12 protein-coding genes are annotated in these 17827 nt (G+C 59.7%); 7 read left to right on the top strand and 5 right to left on the bottom strand.

Going from position 1 to position 17827, the window contains the following annotated elements; genetic code table 11:
- Positions 1-12 precede the first annotated feature (12 nt).
- The 3 genes from PQR40_RS19670 to PQR40_RS19660 all read right to left on the bottom strand — a co-directional run bounded on the left by PQR40_RS19670 (position 13) and on the right by PQR40_RS19660 (position 4593).
- The gene (locus PQR40_RS19670; RefSeq protein ID WP_408509690.1) at positions 13-1089 is read right to left on the bottom strand and encodes a lipocalin-like domain-containing protein; all 1077 of its coding nucleotides are present in this window, start codon (positions 1087-1089) and stop codon (positions 13-15) included.
- Positions 1090-1283: 194 nt separating this feature from the next.
- Positions 1284-3857 carry an FtsX-like permease family protein gene (locus PQR40_RS19665; protein WP_408509689.1) on the bottom strand — a complete coding sequence of 858 codons (2574 nt, stop codon included), beginning with the start codon at positions 3855-3857 and terminating at the stop codon, positions 1284-1286.
- Complete coding sequence (locus PQR40_RS19660) at positions 3844-4593, bottom strand: ABC transporter ATP-binding protein (protein WP_408509688.1); 750 nt, start codon at positions 4591-4593, stop codon at positions 3844-3846. Before PQR40_RS19660 ends, PQR40_RS19665 begins: the two co-directional genes overlap by 14 nt.
- Positions 4594-5276: 683 nt before the next feature.
- Here PQR40_RS19660 and PQR40_RS19655 point away from each other — a divergent pair.
- The 5 genes from PQR40_RS19655 (at position 5277) to cyoD (ending at position 11062) form a co-directional block, all read left to right on the top strand.
- Positions 5277-6830 (top strand): NADH-quinone oxidoreductase subunit M, encoded by a 1554-nt coding sequence (locus PQR40_RS19655; protein WP_408339162.1) that lies wholly within the window; start codon positions 5277-5279, stop codon positions 6828-6830.
- A gap of 378 nt (positions 6831-7208) precedes the next feature.
- On the top strand, positions 7209-8108 hold the full coding sequence (cyoA, locus tag PQR40_RS19650) for a ubiquinol oxidase subunit II (protein WP_408225230.1): 900 nt from the start codon (positions 7209-7211) through the stop codon (positions 8106-8108).
- 3 nt (positions 8109-8111) lie between these two features.
- Positions 8112-10100 (top strand): cytochrome o ubiquinol oxidase subunit I, encoded by a 1989-nt coding sequence (gene cyoB / locus PQR40_RS19645; RefSeq protein WP_408509687.1) that lies wholly within the window; start codon positions 8112-8114, stop codon positions 10098-10100.
- Positions 10100-10705, top strand: coding sequence for a cytochrome o ubiquinol oxidase subunit III (cyoC, locus tag PQR40_RS19640; protein WP_408509686.1), 606 nt, complete (start codon positions 10100-10102; stop codon positions 10703-10705). Before cyoB ends, cyoC begins: the two co-directional genes overlap by 1 nt.
- Complete coding sequence (gene cyoD / locus PQR40_RS19635) at positions 10706-11062, top strand: cytochrome o ubiquinol oxidase subunit IV (RefSeq protein WP_325045337.1); 357 nt, start codon at positions 10706-10708, stop codon at positions 11060-11062.
- 77 nt (positions 11063-11139) lie between these two features.
- On the opposite strand, the gene PQR40_RS19630 is transcribed toward cyoD, so the two are convergent.
- On the bottom strand, positions 11140-13206 hold the full coding sequence (locus PQR40_RS19630) for a capsule polysaccharide biogenesis protein (RefSeq protein ID WP_408509685.1): 2067 nt from the start codon (positions 13204-13206) through the stop codon (positions 11140-11142).
- Positions 13207-14355, bottom strand: a complete 1149-nt coding sequence (locus PQR40_RS19625; protein ID WP_408391957.1) for a glycosyltransferase family 4 protein — start codon at positions 14353-14355, stop codon at positions 13207-13209. It abuts the gene before it with no gap.
- Between the two features lie 467 nt (positions 14356-14822).
- Here PQR40_RS19625 and cysC point away from each other — a divergent pair, with 467 nt between their 5' ends.
- Both cysC and PQR40_RS19615 read left to right on the top strand, forming a co-directional pair.
- Positions 14823-15461: an adenylyl-sulfate kinase gene (cysC, locus tag PQR40_RS19620; protein WP_408509684.1), complete on the top strand. Its 639-nt coding sequence runs from the start codon at positions 14823-14825 to the stop codon at positions 15459-15461.
- A gap of 561 nt (positions 15462-16022) precedes the next feature.
- Positions 16023-17189 carry a polysaccharide biosynthesis/export family protein gene (locus PQR40_RS19615; RefSeq protein WP_408509683.1) on the top strand — a complete coding sequence of 389 codons (1167 nt, stop codon included), beginning with the start codon at positions 16023-16025 and terminating at the stop codon, positions 17187-17189.
- Positions 17190-17827 lie beyond the last annotated feature (638 nt).

Below are 17827 nucleotides of genomic sequence, written 5' to 3'. Positions count from 1 at the left end.
CGAAAACGGCGCTCACTCTCTCCCGATCCGCAACGCGTTCGCGTAACCCGTCAGCTCCAGATAAGCGCGTCCAACGTCCGCACCGTCGCGACTCACCCGCACCGCACCTTCCCAATACACAGCACCAGTCGATTGACGGGAATCAAGTTCCTGGTCGTCCATCAATGGATCGAGGCGCCACATCAGCGTACCGGTTTTGACCATCATCGAGACGGGATACGACGTGTTCGTGCGTGGCGAGCGCCATGTGCGAACCGGAGTGAAGTCGACCTCATCGCGGCCAAACGTCTTCACCTGACCATTGCGATTTCTCAGCGCTGCGTGTGCCCATACCATGTGCCCATCGCAACTGCGCACCTTGAAAGCCATCAAGGCTGAACCGTCCGTCAGGTTGGCGCCGAGCCAATCCCATCCGACCGCGTCGGTATCGAGCAGCGTGCTCGACCATTCATGATCGAGCCACGCCGCGCCGGTAACGGCCGTTTCGCCTGTCGATTTGCCGCCCGCTGCGACCGGGCGAACTACGTTGCCGGCCACGCGCAATTGCGGCTCACTGTAGTAATAGCTCGCCTGTTCAGGCCGCGGACCTTTGCGCGAGTAGCCGCCTTCGCCCTGGACTAAAGGTGCTTGTGTCGGCGTCAGCGTGAGATGCAGCGCGAATCCGTTCGCGTCCACTGTAACGTCGTAGTGACCATCGGCGGCACGGATAATTTTCCATGTGTCGAGTTTGACGTCGGTATTGCCCGGCTTCGCATACGCGAGCCCGAAACCTTGGCGGGCAATGCGCTGATCGTGCGTAAGATGGCCGAGTGCGGGATCGCTTAACGCGGCATGGGCAATGATCAATTGCGATGGTGCGAACGCGCTCGGATCGGCGGGATCGTGACCGGTTGCCGAGCGAAAGAAAGTAATCTGGAAACCGAGGGGATGATTGTCCGGTGTCGTGAGCCAGCCCGTTGCGTACCACCACTCGGTGCGAAAAGCCGGGTGTGCACCGGTGTCTTGCGGAAGCACGATCGGATGATCTGGCGTGACAGTCGCAAACTCGGGTGTCGCAGCGAACGAAGACGCGGCAGCCAGAAAACCCATGCAAAGTAACGCGGCACGAATCCTGGCGTTTAGCCGCCGTGCGCCCGCAACGCGAAGCAACGCAGTTGGTGACGTGCGCGACAAGGCGGGCGCGAGCCAGAGGCGACTCGCGCAACAGAAGCGAGTTACTTGATAATTTCGCTCCTCGCCCTCATGCGCCGACGCTCGCGTCATCTCACGCGGCAATCTCCCCATCACCAATCCTCCTTCACAGCGCGCACCGCATCCACCGATACAGCGCCGCGTCCTGCAATCACCGCTGTCGAACACGACGAGGCCAACATCACCAACGCCACCGTGCCGAGCACCGTCCATGGAACGTGCAGCGACATGCTCCAATGAAACGACTGCGGATTGACGACGAACACCAGAATCAGACTGATTGCGAATCCGAGAACAAAACCCATCGCGATGCCACATGCCGTGAGCATCCCGCCTTCGAGAGCGAGAATCGAAAGAACCTGTGAGCGAGTCACGCCCACGTGCCGGAGCATGCCGAACTCCCGGGCTCGTGCGAGTGTTTGCGCTGAGAACGTCGCCGCGACGCCGAACAGGCCGATTACGATCGCGACACCCTCGAGCAGATAAGTGACGGCAAAACTCCGATCGAAGATAACCAGCGTATGCGCGCGAATTTCGCCCGGTAGCGAGAGATCTAGCGACGCACCGTAGGGCAGCGCACGCAGCCCGGCAATCACGCGTTCAACGCTCGTCCCGGGTTGAACGGTGACAGCCACATCCGTCGCGCCTGTATCGGCAGTTAAACGCCGGTAATCCGCAAGCCGTATCTGAATCGCACCGGTCTGACGCACATAATCGCGCCATATGCCGGCCACAACGAATACGTGACCGCGTTCGCCGAGCGGCAATTGCACGCGCTGACCAAGCTTATATCCATACAGATCGACCATTGCTTCGGATACCCAAACAGGTGTCTCCCCCTGATGCAACGCGGAAGGAGGTAGCACCGGCCCGGTCATCTGCAGATTCGCGCCTGGATCGGCAGCATCGATTTCACGTGCGAGCACGGCGACGTCCGGCCGTGCAGGATCGAGCGTGAGATGTGAAGTGCGGGCAAACGCAGCGGTCTTGATGCCGGGCACGGCACCCAGCAGAGTCTGTTCGTCGGGGCGCAAGCCACCGGTGTCGCCGTTCGGTGCGACGCGAACGTACAGATCGGCCGAGAGCAGATGGCCCAACCAGTCTTCGACGGAAACGCGGAAGCTGGCCACCATGATCGCCATCGCGACGATCAGCGCGAAGCTCGACAGCACGCCGCCCATTGCGATCGATGCATGGCCTGGGGCATTCGCGAGACGCGCCAAGGCCAACGTGCTCGCCGCGCCGGCGCGACGCCGCGCACCGAGCGCACGGCTCGCCGCACCAAAGATCAACGCGGTCACGCGCGGCATCAGCGCAATCCCGCCGACCAGCAACAACGCAACGGCGAGATAGCCGCCGATAGGCGCATCGAACAAGGGCGGCACTTGCGTGAGCACGGCGGCAACCAGCAGACATGCCAAAGCGGGCCACGGCGTAGCGAGTCGCGCCAACGCGCCTTCTTCGGCGCCGGCTTTGAGCGCTGCTGCGGGCCGCGCACGCGCCGCCTCCAATGCGGGAGCAAGACTGCCTAATACCGACACCGCGATGCCGAGCGTCAGAAATAGCGCGGTCGCCAGCGGTTCGAAACCGACGTGTGGCTGCACGCCAGGAAAGTAGCCGCCGCCCAGATCGCTGCCGAAAAAGCGCAACGCGCCGCTCGCCATCGCATAGCCGAGCGCGAGGCCGGACAGCGAACCGAGCAGGCCGAGCAGCGCGCCTTCTATCAGGATCTGCCGCAACAACTGGCCACGCGTCAGTCCAAGCACGCGCAGCATCGCGAACTGCGCGCGCCGTCGCACGACACCCAGCGCCTGCGTCGAAAACACGAGGAAGGCGCCGGTGAAAAGCGCCACCAGCGCGAGCACATTCATATTGATCCGGTAGGCGCGCGACAGACGATCGGTCCGGCTTTCGGCGTCGCGCGTCTCGGAGATCACCCACTGCGTGCCGAGCCGCGCCTGCAGGTCACGCTTGAAGCGTTCCCGGTCGATGCCGCGTTCGAGCTGCACGTCGATACGTGACAGCTTGCCCACCTTGCCGAACCTCCACTGAGCGGCGGCGATATCCATGACCGCGAGCCGCTGACCCGGCCGCGTTCTCACGAGGCCGCCTGCCACGCGCAAGTGCACGATCGACGTGCCGCTTCGCAGCGCTACGTCATCGCCGATTTTCACCTTTAGCCATTGCTGCGCCGCCGGCGAGAGAAATACCGCATTAGCCGCGAGCGTATCGAACGGCCGCTCCGGTGACGGCACGCCGATCAGATCAGGCGCAATGCGGCTTGCCTTGAAGACATCGATGCCGAGTACGGGCAGCGCGGCGTTCTGATCCGGCACGGTGACATCAAGAGCGAGTACGGGACTCGCCAACGCCACACCGGACTCAGTCGACAAACGCGGATAGATGGACTCGTCGAATAAAGGTTGTGCGCCACGCACCTGCAGATCGGCCTGGCCCGACAGGCTGCGAGCCGCCGCTGAGAATTCATTGAAGGCCGCGCTGTTGATCAATTGAACGGCGTATCCCAGTGCGACGCCGAGCGCGATCGTTGCGATCGCAACCAGTGCGCGTGCGCGATGACTGCGCCACTCCGCACCCAACAGCCAACGCGCGAGTATGCGATGACCTCGCATTCGCTGCAGCGGGCGTGGGTCAGCGTGCATCATCGGCTGAACGCGCAATGGGTCTGGCGTCGGGCTGCGAGCCGGAAAAGGCCCTGCGTCCCGATGACGCGTGCAAGCCGCCTTCGCTCAGAATCAGAATGCGGTCCGCCACGGCTGCGGCCGCTTCCGAGTGCGTGACCATGATGGTGGCCGCACCCGTTGCCTTGCTTTGCGTGCGGAACAAACCGAGCACGTCGTGCGCGGTATCGGGATCGAGGTTGCCGGTGGGTTCGTCGGCGAGAATCAGTTTCGGACGATGCACGAGCGCCCGCGCAATGGCGACGCGCTGCAATTCGCCGCCCGACAGTTGCCGCGGAAAATCATCGCCCCGGCCGCTCAAACCGACGGACGCGAGCATATCGAGCGCGCCGGCCGCGGGTAGATCGTTTAATAGCAGCGGCAGAGCGACATTCTGCGCAAGCGTCAGATGCGGCAGCACGTGAAACGCCTGGAACACGAAGCCCAGTTTTTGCCGGCGCAAGCGCGTTGCCGCGTTGTCATCCAGACGCGAGACCGCGCTGCCGTCGATGATCACGTCGCCGCTATCCGCGCTGTCGAGCCCTGCAATGAGATTCAGCAGTGTTGATTTGCCGACGCCGGAGTCACCCATGATCGCGACGAACTCACCCGGCGCGAGTGTGAAATCGAGGTGCGCCAGCACGATGCGGCCAGCGCCGTAGGTCTTGCTAAGCGCGCGGCATTCGAGCGCGGGAACGACACCTTCATCATGAAGCACCATGCGGGATCCAATAAGTCTTGCCGGTGAGGGCGGCGTCTAACCGTGCAAAAACTACCGTGCTGCGCACGAACGTCGGCCCTTGAACCGCCGAAGTATATTCGGGTTTTGTAAGGCTAGCAGGCATAGGCCGCCACTGCCTGATACCCATCTGAAAGCAGGCGGGTGAATGGATCGCGTGGGTCTTTTCGGGGCGCGCCGACGTTTCTTTAGAGTGCCGGATCAAAAAATTTTCTGCGCGCGGACGCGCTAAATTTTCGCGGCCCCCTCGAAACCGGCCTTGATGGCACGTCATGCACCAGCATGATTTATTCCAATCCAATCGTTGCGTGGACACGCTCGTGCAAGAGTGCTTAAGTTCTGCCCAACTGCTTTCTTCTCCATGCAAAAAGCATGGTGAAAAGCCATCGGCGATAAATTTGTGCATCTGCACATTTTTCGGCGTTTCGCAAGGGCAGGCGTGGCAACAATACATTGCCAAAGGTGTTGCAGCATTGTTGCGCTGCAAAAGTATTCTTATCTTGGTAATCTCCCACCCTTGGTCATTCGACTGCGGGTAAACGTGAGGCGGGCAGCGCCGCTTCCACGTCAATTTCAGCGAAATCCAGCCTACATATCCATTTCAATGCTTTCGTTTTTGAAGGCGTTGATACGGCGTTTTGTATCTCAAGTTTTCAACAGAACACATGCCATTGCCTCCGCTTCTTAGCCTACTCATCTGGATCCCTATTGTCGCCGGCCTGGTGGTTTTGCGTGCCGGATCTGACGCGGCACGTAGCCGCACGCGATGGCTTGCGCTGATCGGCGCGGTAGCGGGTTTCCTGCCGGTGATTCCGCTCGTGTCGAATTTCCGCAACGACGTGACGTCGATGCAGTTCGTCGAGAACGTCCGCTGGTCGCCCACCTTCGATATTGCATGGCACGTGGGCGTGGATGGGATTTCGCTGTGGCTCGTCGCGCTGACCGCGCTGACCACGATCATCATCGTGGCCGCCTCGTGGGAGTCGATCACCGAACGCACCGCGCAGTACTTCGGCGCATTCCTGATGCTGTCGGGTTTCATGCAGGGTGTGTTCACGTCGATGGACGGCATGTTGTTCTTTATCTCGTTCGAAGCGACGCTGATTCCGCTCTACCTGCTGATCGGCACGTGGGGCAATTCGAACCGCTCGTATGCGGCGGTGAAGTTCTTCTTCGTCTCGTTCCTCGGCTCGCTGATGATGTTGATGTCGATGCTGTACCTGTACGCGCAGACCCACAGCTTCGATCTCGCGCTGTGGCGTGAAACGCATCTCGGCACCTGGGCGCAGGTGCTGGTCTTCCTCGGCTTCCTCGCTGCGTTCGGCGTGAAGGTGCCGATGTGGCCGCTGCATACGTGGCTGCCGGACGTTCACCTCGACGGGCCGACCGGTGCTGCCGTGATGATCGGTATGCTCAAGCTGGGCGGCTACGGCCTGCTGCGTTTCGCGCTGCCGATCGCCCCGCAGGCCAGCCATTTCTTCGCGCCGATGATGATCACGTTGTCGCTGGTCGCGGTGATCTATTCCAGTCTGCTGGCACTTGTGCAGACCGACATGCGCCGCTTGCTCGCATATTCGACGATCGCGCACATGGGTCTCGTGACGCTCGGCCTGTTCGTCTTCAACCGCATCGGTCAGGCCGGCGCGATCGTGCAGATGCTGTCGTACGGCGTGGTTTCCGGCGCGATGCTGTTGTGCACGGGCATGCTCTACGACCGCACGAAGACGGCTTCGATCGCCGAATACGGCGGCGTAGCCAACACCATGCCGCGCTTCGCTGCGTTCGTCATGCTGTTCTCAATGGCTAATATCGGCCTGCCGGGCACGTCGGGTTTTGTCGGCGAGTTCATGGTGCTGATGGGTGCGATCCGCTTCAATTTCTGGATCGGTGCAATTGCGGCATCCACGTTGGTCCTGAGCGCGGCCTACACGCTGTGGCTGTACAAGCGGGTGATTTTCGGCGCGATCGCCAATGCACGCGTCGCGAAGCTGCAGGACCTCGGCAAGCGCGAGTTCGTGTTGCTTGGCGCGATGGCTTTGCTGGTTTTGGCCATCGGCATCAATCCGAAGCCTTTCACCGACGCGATCGACCCGTCGGTCGGTACGCTGCTGGCCCAATCGGAACGAAGCGCACATCCTTCGGACTCCGCACCGGCTGATGGTGGCGAGCACTTGCAGGCGGCGGCACCTGCTGTCGTCGCGGCACGCACGCCGGGCTGACCGGAACGACGTGCAGCGCAACGCTGGTGCAGCATTCGTCGCGCGGATGCCGCCCTTGCTGACACAGCCTTATCGCATCGGCATACGCCCCTTTTCGAGCATCAGGCGCGGCGCAACCATCCAGGTCGCGCCGCGTTTTAATGCTTATATAAAGGGGCTTTCGTAATCCGGCGGCTCCGACAACACTTTGCAATAGAGCATTGCAGACCCACACGTGCGCACAGTCGTGCGGCAACGTGTCGCACGGTGTTGCGACGCAATAGATTGTTGCTAAATCGGGTGTTTATATCTCATTGACGTCCCCCTATTATGCGATCGCTTACTAAGGGAGAGCGGTCGAATGACGTTCGTTGAAGTCGTAAATGAAGGGCAATGGATATGAAAGGAAAGACTCTGCGAGGGTCGATAAGTTTCCTTTCCGCCGGCCTCGTGTTGTTGCTCTCGGGTTGCAGCAACCTGGATGTTTTGAATCCGAAGGGAAGTGTGGGTCTGGCCGAACGTGAGCTGATTACCACGTCGACCGTGGCCATGCTGATCGTGGTTATTCCGGTTATTGCGCTCACGCTGCTGTTCGCATGGCGCTATCGCGCGTCGAACAAGAACGCGGAATATCGTCCGGGGTGGGTGCATTCCACCGGCATCGAAATCGCCATCTGGACGATTCCGACGCTGATCATTCTTTTCCTCGCCGTGTTGACGTGGAAAACCACGCACGAGCTCGATCCGTATAAACCGCTCGAGTCGCAGGTGAAGCCGATCAACGTCGAAGTCGTCGCACTCGACTGGAAGTGGCTCTTCATCTATCCCGACCTCGGCATCGCCTCGGTGAACCAGTTAGCGTTCCCGGTCGGCACGCCGGTGAACTTCCTCATCACGTCCGATACGGTGATGAACTCCTTCTTCATTCCGCAACTCGGCGGCCAGATCTACGCGATGGCGGGTATGCAAACGCGTCTGCATCTAATCGCTGACGAAGCAGGCAACTATGCAGGCACCGCGGCGAATTTCAGCGGCAAGGGTTTCTCGGACATGAAGTTCCGCGCACTCGCTACGTCGCCTGACGAGTTCAATGCGTGGGTCGCCAAGGTGCGCGGCTCGTCCGACCGTCTCGATATGGACCGCTATCACACGATGTCGGCGCCTACGGAGAAGGAGCCCGTGCGCTACTTCTCGTCGGTCGATCCGAAGCTCTTTCACAACATCATTGCCCGATACAACAACGGTAACGTCCTCGACAACATGAAAGACGCTAACTGTGCGCCAAAGGGTAAGGGGTAACGCATGTTCGGAAAACTTACGCTCGATGCGATTCCGTATCACGAGCCAATCATCGTGGGCGCGGGCGTCTTCATGGCGCTCGTCGGGCTGGCCGTGCTCGGCACGATCACGTATCTCGGCAAATGGCGCTACCTGTGGACGGAATGGCTGACCTCCGTCGACCACAAGAAGCTCGGCATCATGTACATCATCGTGGCGATGATCATGCTGCTACGCGGCTTCTCGGACGCGATCATGATGCGTCTGCAACAGGCGCTCGGCTACATGAGCCCAGGTTATCTGCCGCCGCATCACTACGACCAGGTGTTCACGGCGCACGGCGTCATCATGATTTTCTTCATGGCGATGGCGTTCATGATCGGCCTGATGAACCTGATCGTGCCGCTGCAGATCGGCGCACGCGACGTTGCATTCCCGTTCATCAACTCGCTGAGTTTCTGGATGACCGCCGTCAGCGCGATTCTGATCAACGTGTCGCTGGTGATCGGTGAGTTCGCACAAACGGGCTGGCTGGCTTATCCGCCCTTGTCCGAATTGCAGTTTAGTCCGGGTGTCGGGGTCGACTATTACCTGTGGAGTTTGCAGCTGTCCGGTATCGGTACCTTGCTTACCGGTGTGAACTTCTTCGCGACCATCGTGAAGATGCGCGCGCCCGGCATGACGTTCATGAAGATGCCGGTGTTCACGTGGACCGCGCTCTGCACCAACGTGCTGATCATGGCGTCATTCCCGATCCTGACCGTGACGCTCGCGTTGCTCGGTCTGGACCGCTACCTCGGCATGCACTTCTTCACGAACGACGGCGGCGGCAACGCCATGCTGTACCTGAACCTCATCTGGGCATGGGGTCACCCTGAGGTGTACATCCTGATCCTGCCGGCGTTCGGTATTTTCTCGGAAGTCGTGGCGACCTTCGCCAAGAAGCCGCTGTTCGGTTACAAGACGATGGTATGGGCGACCTGCGCGATCATGGTGCTGTCGTTCCTCGTGTGGCTGCACCACTTCTTCACGATGGGCTCGGGCGCCGACGTCAATGCGTTCTTCGGTATCGCAACGATGGTGATTGCAATTCCCACCGGCGTGAAGGTGTTCAACTGGCTGTTCACGATTTACAAGGGCCGTCTGGAATTCACCACGCCCGTGCTGTGGACGATCGGCTTCATGGTCACGTTCACGATCGGCGGCATGACCGGCGTGATGATGGCGATCCCGGGCGCGGACTTCGTGCTGCACAACAGCCTGTTCCTGATCGCTCACTTCCACAACGTGATTATCGGTGGCGTGCTGTTCGGTTATCTGGCCGGCTTTAACTACTGGTTCCCGAAGGCATTCGGTTTCAAGCTGAATGAAAAGCTCGGCAAGGCTGCGTTCTGGTTCTGGCTGGTCGGTTTCTATGTCGCGTTTATGCCGCTGTATGTGCTCGGTTTCATGGGCATGACGCGCCGTCTGAACCATTACGACAATCCGGCCTGGCATCCGTGGCTGATCCTTGCTGCGTTTGGCGCAGGGCTGATCGCTATCGGCATTGCTTGCCAGTTGGCGCAACTGTACGTCAGTATCCGCGACCGCAATCTGCCGGAAAACCGCGACGTCTCGGGCGATCCGTGGAATGGTCATACGCTGGAATGGGCAATGAGCTCGCCGCCGCCGGTGTACAACTTCGCGATCATACCGACGGTACGCAAGCTGGACGCATTCACCGAGATGAAGTCGCGTAAAGCGCCGCAAACAGAGCCGGTTTATCGCGACATTCATATGCCGTCGAATACGCCTGCGGGTCTGCTGGTGGGCTTGTTCTCGCTGGCGCTCGGCTTTGCCGGTGTATGGCACATCTGGTGGCTTGCAATCGTCGGCCTGGTCGGCGCAGTCGGCACGGTCATCGTCTACAGCTTTATGGACAACGACGGCTACTACATCCCGGCAGACACCGTCGCGCTGACTGAAGAAAAGCGCACGGGTGCGGGCGCCCAGGTCGCGTTGGAGGTGGACTGATGTTACAGAAGACTATTGCGGTTCAACCGCATCTCGCGCCGGACCATGTGCCGTCGCAATCGGTATTCGGTTTCTGGCTGTACCTGATGACCGACTGCATCATCTTTGCCGCGTTGTTCGCCGTCTTCGCGGTGATGGGCCATCAGTTCGCGGGTGGTCCGACCGGTAAAGATCTGTTCGAGATCCCAGGCGTCGCGCTTGAAACGTCGATGCTGCTGCTGAGCAGTATCACGTACGGCTTCGCCATGCTGGGCGCGCATAAGAACAAGAAGGGCGTGCTGCTCTTCTGGCTCGGCGTGACTTTCCTGCTGGGTCTCGCGTTCCTCGTGCTGGAAATGCGCGAGTTTTCGCACCTGATCGCACAGGGCGCAGGCCCGAGCCGCAGTGCGTTCCTGTCGTCGTTCTTTACGCTGGTCGGCACGCACGGTTTGCACGTCACGTGCGGCCTGATCTGGATGGTGGTGCTCGCGATTCAGGTGATGCGTCACCGCGATCTGACCGAGCGCGACATGATTCGCCTGACGTGCCTGAGCCTGTTCTGGCACTTTCTGGACGTCGTGTGGATCGGCGTCTTCACCTTTGTCTATCTTGCGAGCGTGATCTAAATGGACCATAGCCATCACTCACACCTGGCGCACTCGGACGAAGGACACGGGGGTGAAAGTCACGGCAGCATCGGCAGCTATACGATAGGTTTCATTCTCTCTGTCGTGTTGACCGCCGCGGCGTTCGGCCTCGTGCTGAACGGCACGTTGACCGGCGAGAACGCGTTGCTTGCGATCGCGGGCCTCGCGCTCGTGCAGATCGTCGTGCACCTGGTTTTCTTTTTGCACATGAATACGTCGTCGGCACAGCGTTGGAACGTCATGGCGTTCGGCTTTACGGTGCTGACGGCCGTGATTCTGATTGTCGGGTCATTGTGGATCATGCATAACGTCAGCATGCACATGATGTCGCGATAAGCGGAAAACGTAGTTGCTTGGGAAAAGCCCCGCAAGATGAAAGTTTTGCGGGGCTTTTACGTTTTCTGGCGAGACGGCTACGCGCGGGGCGTGAGCCTTTGCCGGAAACGCCATGACGCATGGCGGATTCCGTTGCGGGTCCAACGGATTGCTTTGAGCAATGGCCGCTTCCGGTTGCCGCGGACCTGTTCGAGCGGTCGCGCAGCCTGTGGTGCGAGCTGTTCGACTACCGCCTCCGGCGTGGTGAAAAGACGCGTGCGCCAGTCCCAGTAGAGGGGGTAGCGCAGCAGCACGCCCGCGCACAACATGTCCAACGTCAGCGTGCGATGGCGCCATGGTAATGGCGTGAGTGCGTCGTGCGTCAGTCCCCAGCCTGCATAGAAAGGCAGCCCGTAGGTAAAGACCGCTTTACCGCGCAACAACGCGTCGAAGCCTGCGAGTGACGACAAGGTGTGCACCTCGTCCACCACGTCGACGAGCGAGAGCAAGTCCGCTTCCGTGTCGACAATATCCGCGAGTTGTTGCGCGTCGATCAGTCCATTGCGATTGCCCGACAGAACATCCGGATGCGGCTTGTAGACCACGAATGCATCAGGACGCAGCCTGCGCACTTCGCGCAACAGTGCGTCAGCGGTGCTGATGACGCGCGTGCCGAGGCGGATCGATGCGTCGTCGGCGACTTGCCCTGGAACCAGGACGACCCGCTTGCCTGCCGGCGCAGTCCACGCAGGGCGACGCCGGCCGAGGTTGTACTTGGTAACGCCAAGTTTCACCACGCGCTCGCGCAGCGCTGCAGCACGCGCCAGTTCGGTTGCGCTGAACTCGGTTTCATTGAGCAGTACGCTGAGATCGCTTGGCTGGCTGGCGTCGAAGTAGAGGCCGCGGCGGTCGATGACCTGGCTGCGTGGCGCGATCATGTCGGAGCCGAGGCCCGTCGAGTGAAAGAAGCCGTCTTCGATTCTGACGCGGCGAACCTCGGGGGCAAGACCGTCCGCGCTGCGTGCGCCCCACAGTACCGCGCATTCGTTCGCCTGCACGGACTGCGGCTCGCGCGTCCAGCGTAACGTTGCGCCGCCGGCGCTGATGTACGGCATCGCAAACGGGCGCTTCCACCACTGAAAGCGGATTCCTGCTGCGTGTTGCACGTCGGCGAAACGGTGCTGGACTGCTCGCTGCAACTCGATGCTGTCGAGCAGATCGTCGAGCGTACCCAGCATGTGCGTGAACGGATTCAGGTAGCGCGCAAAGCGCAGGAAGACCACCTCGAATAGTGCGGCGAGCGTGGGACGTGCGCTGCGGTTCGGCAAGTGCAGGTCGTCGTCGGTCAACCCCCAGCCCGCGTAATAGGGTGCACCGAATACGTGCACCGGCACGCCGGCCAGCAGGGCATGCATGCCCTCCGAGGCGGCCAATGTATAGACGTGGTCGATATGAGGCAACGCTGCGCACAGCGATTCGTGATCGGCAAGATGCCGAGCGCCGGGTGGCATGCAGTCGGCCGACACGGAGAGCCAGCGCCCCGCGCCTTTATCATCCGATCGGGCGATCCAGAATTCGGCTTGCGGATGAGCAGAGCGTGCGGCGTGCACCATTCGCATGAAGGCTCGACGTGAGTTGCGAACCGCGATCGCGCCAAGTCCATGAGAACGTACGCGCTCCTCGATCAGCATGACGCGGGTTGTGCGTTTGGTTTCGAGTAACGCGGCGGGACAACTGGATTGCGATCGACGCCGTGTCGAAGCATGGCTGTGTGCGAACCGTTGCATCAGCCGCTCGATGTCGACCTTGGCCTCGATCTCGGACGAGGCGTCGTCGCCCTGATCGTGTTCAAGCGTGGCGGTGAGTGCCGAATTGATCGCGACAACGAAAGCATCGGCGCCGGCATCCGTCACCGGAGCGCTGAACCACGACAACAAGGGCGTACCGGACGCGCCGTGCGACCAGACCGGACCTGGCCAAGCGGCGCTGACGCGCTTGCCGCCTACACGGGCGAAGCGCAATGCGACGCGGCCGAACAACCGATCGATCCACAGATGTTCCGAGCGTCCGGCCAGCCAGTTTAGCGAGCGGAAGCCGCGCGTTATGGCGCGCAGATTGATCGCCGGGATATCCGGAGCCGGTTGCCCAGTGACGCGTTGCTTCATCTAGCGCAGCGTCTCAAGAAAGCCGTCCACGTGCTCGAAATGCTCCGCCCATGTCGGCTCGCGAAAGCGTTCGATGCGGGCCAATTGTGCGTCGCGCGCCGGACTGTTGACCTGAGCATAGGCCTGAATCCTGGCGAGCCAGCCGGGACCATCGAGCGGGTCGAGGTAATCCGGAATGTCGTCGGCGATTTCATGGAAGACGTCGAGGTTGCTGGCGAGCACCGGCACCTTGAGCGCGAGCGCTTCGGCGAGCGGCATGCCGTAGCCCTCGACGAATGACGGGAACAGCAGTGCCTGAGCGTGCTGGAGATAGGCATGAAGCTGCTCGTCGGAGCAGTGCGCTTCTTCTATCACGACGTTTTTCAGGCTTTGGCAGCGCTCCAGCATATCGACGACGTTTTCGCATTCCCAGCCGCGCCTGCCGATCACGACCAACTTTGGAGCAGTTGCGCCGAGCTGCTCGACCAGGCGCCGCCACACGTGCAGGATGAACCAGTGATTCTTGCGTGGCTCGATGGTGCCGAGCATGACGAAGTAGGGCGTGGGCAGCGGGCGTGGGGCGAGTGGTTGCTGGGTGACGCCTGAGGCCAGGCGTGCCACCACGCTCGGCGGGAGCGGCAGATTGGCCTGGTGCGCTTCGGCCGCGAGCGAGTCGAGTGTGGCTTGCGAATTGGCGATCAGGCCGCTCGCGTGCCTGAGTGCGGTATGCATGCGGTGCCGGTGAGTCGCCTCCACTCCTGGCCGACAGTATTCGGCATGAGTCAACGGAATTAAATCGTGGACCATGAATACGGGGCGTATTTCGCGCTTTGTCATTGCCCGGTAATAACGGCCGAATTCCATTCCGTTGTGACTGGTGTGCAACAACACACCATTAAGTCTTGTTTCTCGCAAGCGATTAAGGCACGCGCGCACGACTAAAGCGCGGATTGCGTTCCGATTGCGAGTGGAGGAGAGAAGCATTCCAAACGTTTGCTGTGAATCCCGCTCGGTCAAAACTGTGGAGAAGCCGCGTTCGCTAAGGATTGCGCGCGCTTGAGCGCCGTACTTCTGAATATATGCGAGGCCGACGCGATCTACGCCCGTGGGCAAAAGCCCGTCGTAAAGGCGCGTGAGGAGACGCGTGACGTCCAGGAATAGGGTTGACACTAGGGTGCGTGCTTTTTTGGCTGTCGTTCGGACTTTTTCGGTCCTTCGAGTGTGGCTTTTTTTTACAACGAGCCATTTTACCCGAGTGCGTGAGAGAATTTGCGTCGACGTTTTGTAACACCGTGGTAAGCCGTTAGTCGGCTGGTTGCGCCGTGGGCTGCTTCCCGGTTCCAACCGCTACTCCGGTTTTCAGTGCCGCGTTCAGTGGCGAGCAGGGTTGGTTTTTCCCAGCATGCAACAGCACCTTCGCGAGAAGCAGATCCTGCGCGGCGGTGTGCTAACTAGATGGTAAAGAAAACTGGCGGCTCGAGTGTAGCCGGTTTGGCGTGTCTTGCGCCGGCAGTGCTCTGCACTTAAGTGCAAGCTTGCCGATGCATGGGCGGTTTGATTCGGCGCGACGCCTGGATAGAGTTTGTGTCTGCGATATGCGCGCTGGATAGTGGTTATTACATAAATATCTGAGAGTGATGGAAACAAGTTATACCGACCCCATGGTTTCGCCAGCCGCCCAGATTACAGGGAGCAGTTGCGCGTCAATCAAGCAGCAGCGGCCGCTGGTCGTTTGGTTTACCGGCATGTCTGGCGCCGGCAAGTCAACGTTGGCAGGCGTGCTCGATAAAGAATTGCAGGCCCGCGGTCTTCGCACGTACATTCTCGACGGCGACAATCTGCGGCTGGGTTTGAACAATGATCTCGACTTCTCCGATGCCAGCCGCCACGAAAGCATCCGGCGAGCTGCTGAAGTGGCTCGATTGATGGTCGATGCGGGCATCATCGTTATTGCTTCATTCATTTCCCCGTTCCGGGCGGATCGGGACGCAGCCAGAGCATTGTTCGGGGCCGGGCAGTTCTTCGAAGTGCATGTGGATGCGCCGTTTGAGGTTGTCGAGGCACGGGACGTCAAGGGGCTCTATAAGAAGGCGCGTGAAGGTTCGCTGCCTAAATTCACCGGAATTGATTCGCCTTATGAGGCTCCGATTAATCCGGAATTGCGATTGAATACAGCTGAGCTTAGTCTGCAAGAGGCGCTGCAGCGGATTCTCCTCGTGGTGGGTTCGTTCGACGCTGATGCGGGTGAGGCGCCCGTGCAACGGCTCGACGCGTAACTCACACACTCGCAGTTTTTGCCTGACGTGTCAGTGGTGGTGGGCCGCCCATCGAAAGCGAGGGGGCGTTTGCGTTGCTTCCTCCATTCCGGACGCGCGGAATGCGGGACGCCATTGCTTATCGGGCGCGCTTCCGGGCAGGCGCGCAACGCAGCTTTCACTGAGGCTGCGATGTGGGCACATATCAGAACTTTATGTAAGGAACGGTATTGGCTCGTTGAATGCTCGGTAATAAATTGACATGCACAGAGGCTGATTGGATGGTCTTGATCACGGTGCTGCCTGTGCAAACGTTTGCCATTAGCAAGAATATTTTTTAGATCCTGGTTTTTCCGCAGTGGCCGCGCGTCCAGTTGCTTTGCCTTGTTAGGGCTTGAGCTTCCCAAGTCCCTGTCTGATGTGCAATCACGCAGCTTGCGGCTGAAGTGAGGCGCAGATCAGTGCGCTTGCGATGAGATTTTTAGCCCCTAAAGTGTGGATTTTTTTTCACACCGTGTCATTTCACCCAACAGCATGAGACAATTCGCGCGAACTTAAATTCCTTACTAAATCCTGCAATAAATGTCGCGTCTGTCTCCTGGTGTTATTTTTACCGCGGTTGTCTTTGGCGCGCTTTCGTTTAGCGGTTGCTCGAGTATTCCCACGTCTGGGCCTAGCAGCTCACAGATAAGCCGAGCTGCAGCCTCTGCCAATCCGGCGGGCATCCAGATCGTCGACGTAACAGACGATGTCGCGCGCAAGCTGTTCGCCGAGCGTACCGTCGGCGACTTTTCCGCGACTTTGGGCAATAGCACTACGTTCCAGCAACAGCTTGGCGTGGGCGACACAATCGAAGTGTCGATTTGGGAGGCGCCACCTGCCACGCTGTTTGGCGCCGCGCAATTGGACTCGAAGGGCGGCACCAGCAATGCGCGCGTGACTGTGCTGCCCGATCAGACGATCGACGGCAGCGGCAAAATCGATGTGCCTTTTGCGGGTGAATTGAAAGCAGTGGGGCGCACGCCGACAGAATTGCAGCGCGACATCGCTGGCCGCCTCAAGAATATTGCCCACGATCCGCAAGTTCTGGTGAAGCTCTCGCGCAACGCGACTTCGTATGTCACGGTTGTTGGCGATGTGGCCAGTAGCAACCGGATGCCTTTGACCGCGCGCGGCGAACGCCTTCTTGATGCGCTGGCCGCGGCCGGCGGTGTAAAGCAACCCGTCGACAAAATCACGATTCAGGTGACGCGTGGTGACATGGTGGCTTCGCTGCCGCTCGAAACGGTCATTCGTGATCCGCATCAGAACGTGCCGCTGCATGCCGGCGATGTGGTGACAGCGCTGTTCCAGCCGTTCAGCTTTACGTCGCTTGGCGCGACTGGCAAGAATGAGGAAATCAATTTCGAAGCGCAGGGGATCACGCTTGCTCAAGCGCTGGCGCGCTCGGGCGGTCTCCAAGATTCCCGCTCAGATGCGCAGGGTGTTTTCATTTTCCGTCTTGAAGATGCGAAGGCATTGCCTTGGCCGAATACGCCTGTGCGTACGACCGCCGACGGTAAGGTGCCTGTTGTTTATCGCGTGAATCTGCGTGACCCGAACTCGTTCTTCGTCGCACAGAGCTTCATGATGGATAACAAGGATCTGCTGTATGTGTCGAATGCGCCGATCGCCGAGGTGCAGAAGTTCTTGAATGTGGTGTTCTCGGTGGCGTATCCGGTGATTACAGGGGTTCAGACGTTTAAATAGGTAGATGGAACGTCGGCCGATCGACCTAGGCTAGCTCTAATTTTAGAAATGGGAAATGAGTCGTTCGTTAAATGCTGATCGGCGTCTCGCTCGATCAGCGGCGACTTTATGCTTGCGTGTGAGCAGGGCGGAAGTGTTCGGATTTAGTGCAAACCGGCACAAATTGAAGGGTTGTACTCAGTGCGTTCTCGACAGCGAGTATTGGGTGGAAGTTCGCATTTATATTTGTGCCGCTTCCGTTGCATTGAATAATGCAACGCACTGTGATCCTTGATCTAGCGTCCTGCTGGAGGTTGTTGTGTTGAGCACAAAACACGGTTAGCGGAAAGCCTGTCGTCGAGCGTGGCGACGTTTCATACTGCAGCGATCAGAGCCGTGTAAGAGAGAAGTGAAGATAGTGCTTTATCTATATCGTAGAACGCTGGGGCGGGAGGGCGAGTTCAGATCGGCATGGACGTCGCTGTTTTCTAATTGTTGCGCAACTATCATACGTTCCGTACACAAGCAGTTGTTTCGGTCCCACGGGAATCTGTACTTCTCCATTTTGTTGGCGTGCATTCCCAACGATCATCGCAACGCTACAAAGCCGGCCTCGGTATTTGACGCGTTCTCGACGGCCTTCGCAATTGGCTCGCGGC

The organism is Paraburkholderia sediminicola (genome assembly GCF_046026855.1).
GTDB classification, from domain to species: domain Bacteria; phylum Pseudomonadota; class Gammaproteobacteria; order Burkholderiales; family Burkholderiaceae; genus Paraburkholderia; species Paraburkholderia sediminicola_A.
Note: the sequence above shows the minus strand (reverse complement) of the source record. Positions and strands in the feature narration are given on the sequence as shown.

Coding starts and splice junctions, on each gene's coding strand:
- cyoC (WP_408509686.1), top strand. CDS start 10,100: ATGTTACAGAAGACTATTGCGGTTCAACCGCATCTCGCGCCGGACCAT.
- PQR40_RS19660 (WP_408509688.1), bottom strand. CDS start 4,593: ATGGTGCTTCATGATGAAGGTGTCGTTCCCGCGCTCGAATGCCGCGCG.
- PQR40_RS19670 (WP_408509690.1), bottom strand. CDS start 1,089: ATGGGTTTTCTGGCTGCCGCGTCTTCGTTCGCTGCGACACCCGAGTTT.
- cyoA (WP_408225230.1), top strand. CDS start 7,209: ATGAAAGGAAAGACTCTGCGAGGGTCGATAAGTTTCCTTTCCGCCGGC.
- PQR40_RS19630 (WP_408509685.1), bottom strand. CDS start 13,206: ATGAAGCAACGCGTCACTGGGCAACCGGCTCCGGATATCCCGGCGATC.
- cysC (WP_408509684.1), top strand. CDS start 14,823: ATGGAAACAAGTTATACCGACCCCATGGTTTCGCCAGCCGCCCAGATT.
- PQR40_RS19665 (WP_408509689.1), bottom strand. CDS start 3,857: ATGATGCACGCTGACCCACGCCCGCTGCAGCGAATGCGAGGTCATCGC.
- cyoD (WP_325045337.1), top strand. CDS start 10,706: ATGGACCATAGCCATCACTCACACCTGGCGCACTCGGACGAAGGACAC.
- PQR40_RS19615 (WP_408509683.1), top strand. CDS start 16,023: ATGTCGCGTCTGTCTCCTGGTGTTATTTTTACCGCGGTTGTCTTTGGC.
- cyoB (WP_408509687.1), top strand. CDS start 8,112: ATGTTCGGAAAACTTACGCTCGATGCGATTCCGTATCACGAGCCAATC.
- PQR40_RS19655 (WP_408339162.1), top strand. CDS start 5,277: ATGCCATTGCCTCCGCTTCTTAGCCTACTCATCTGGATCCCTATTGTC.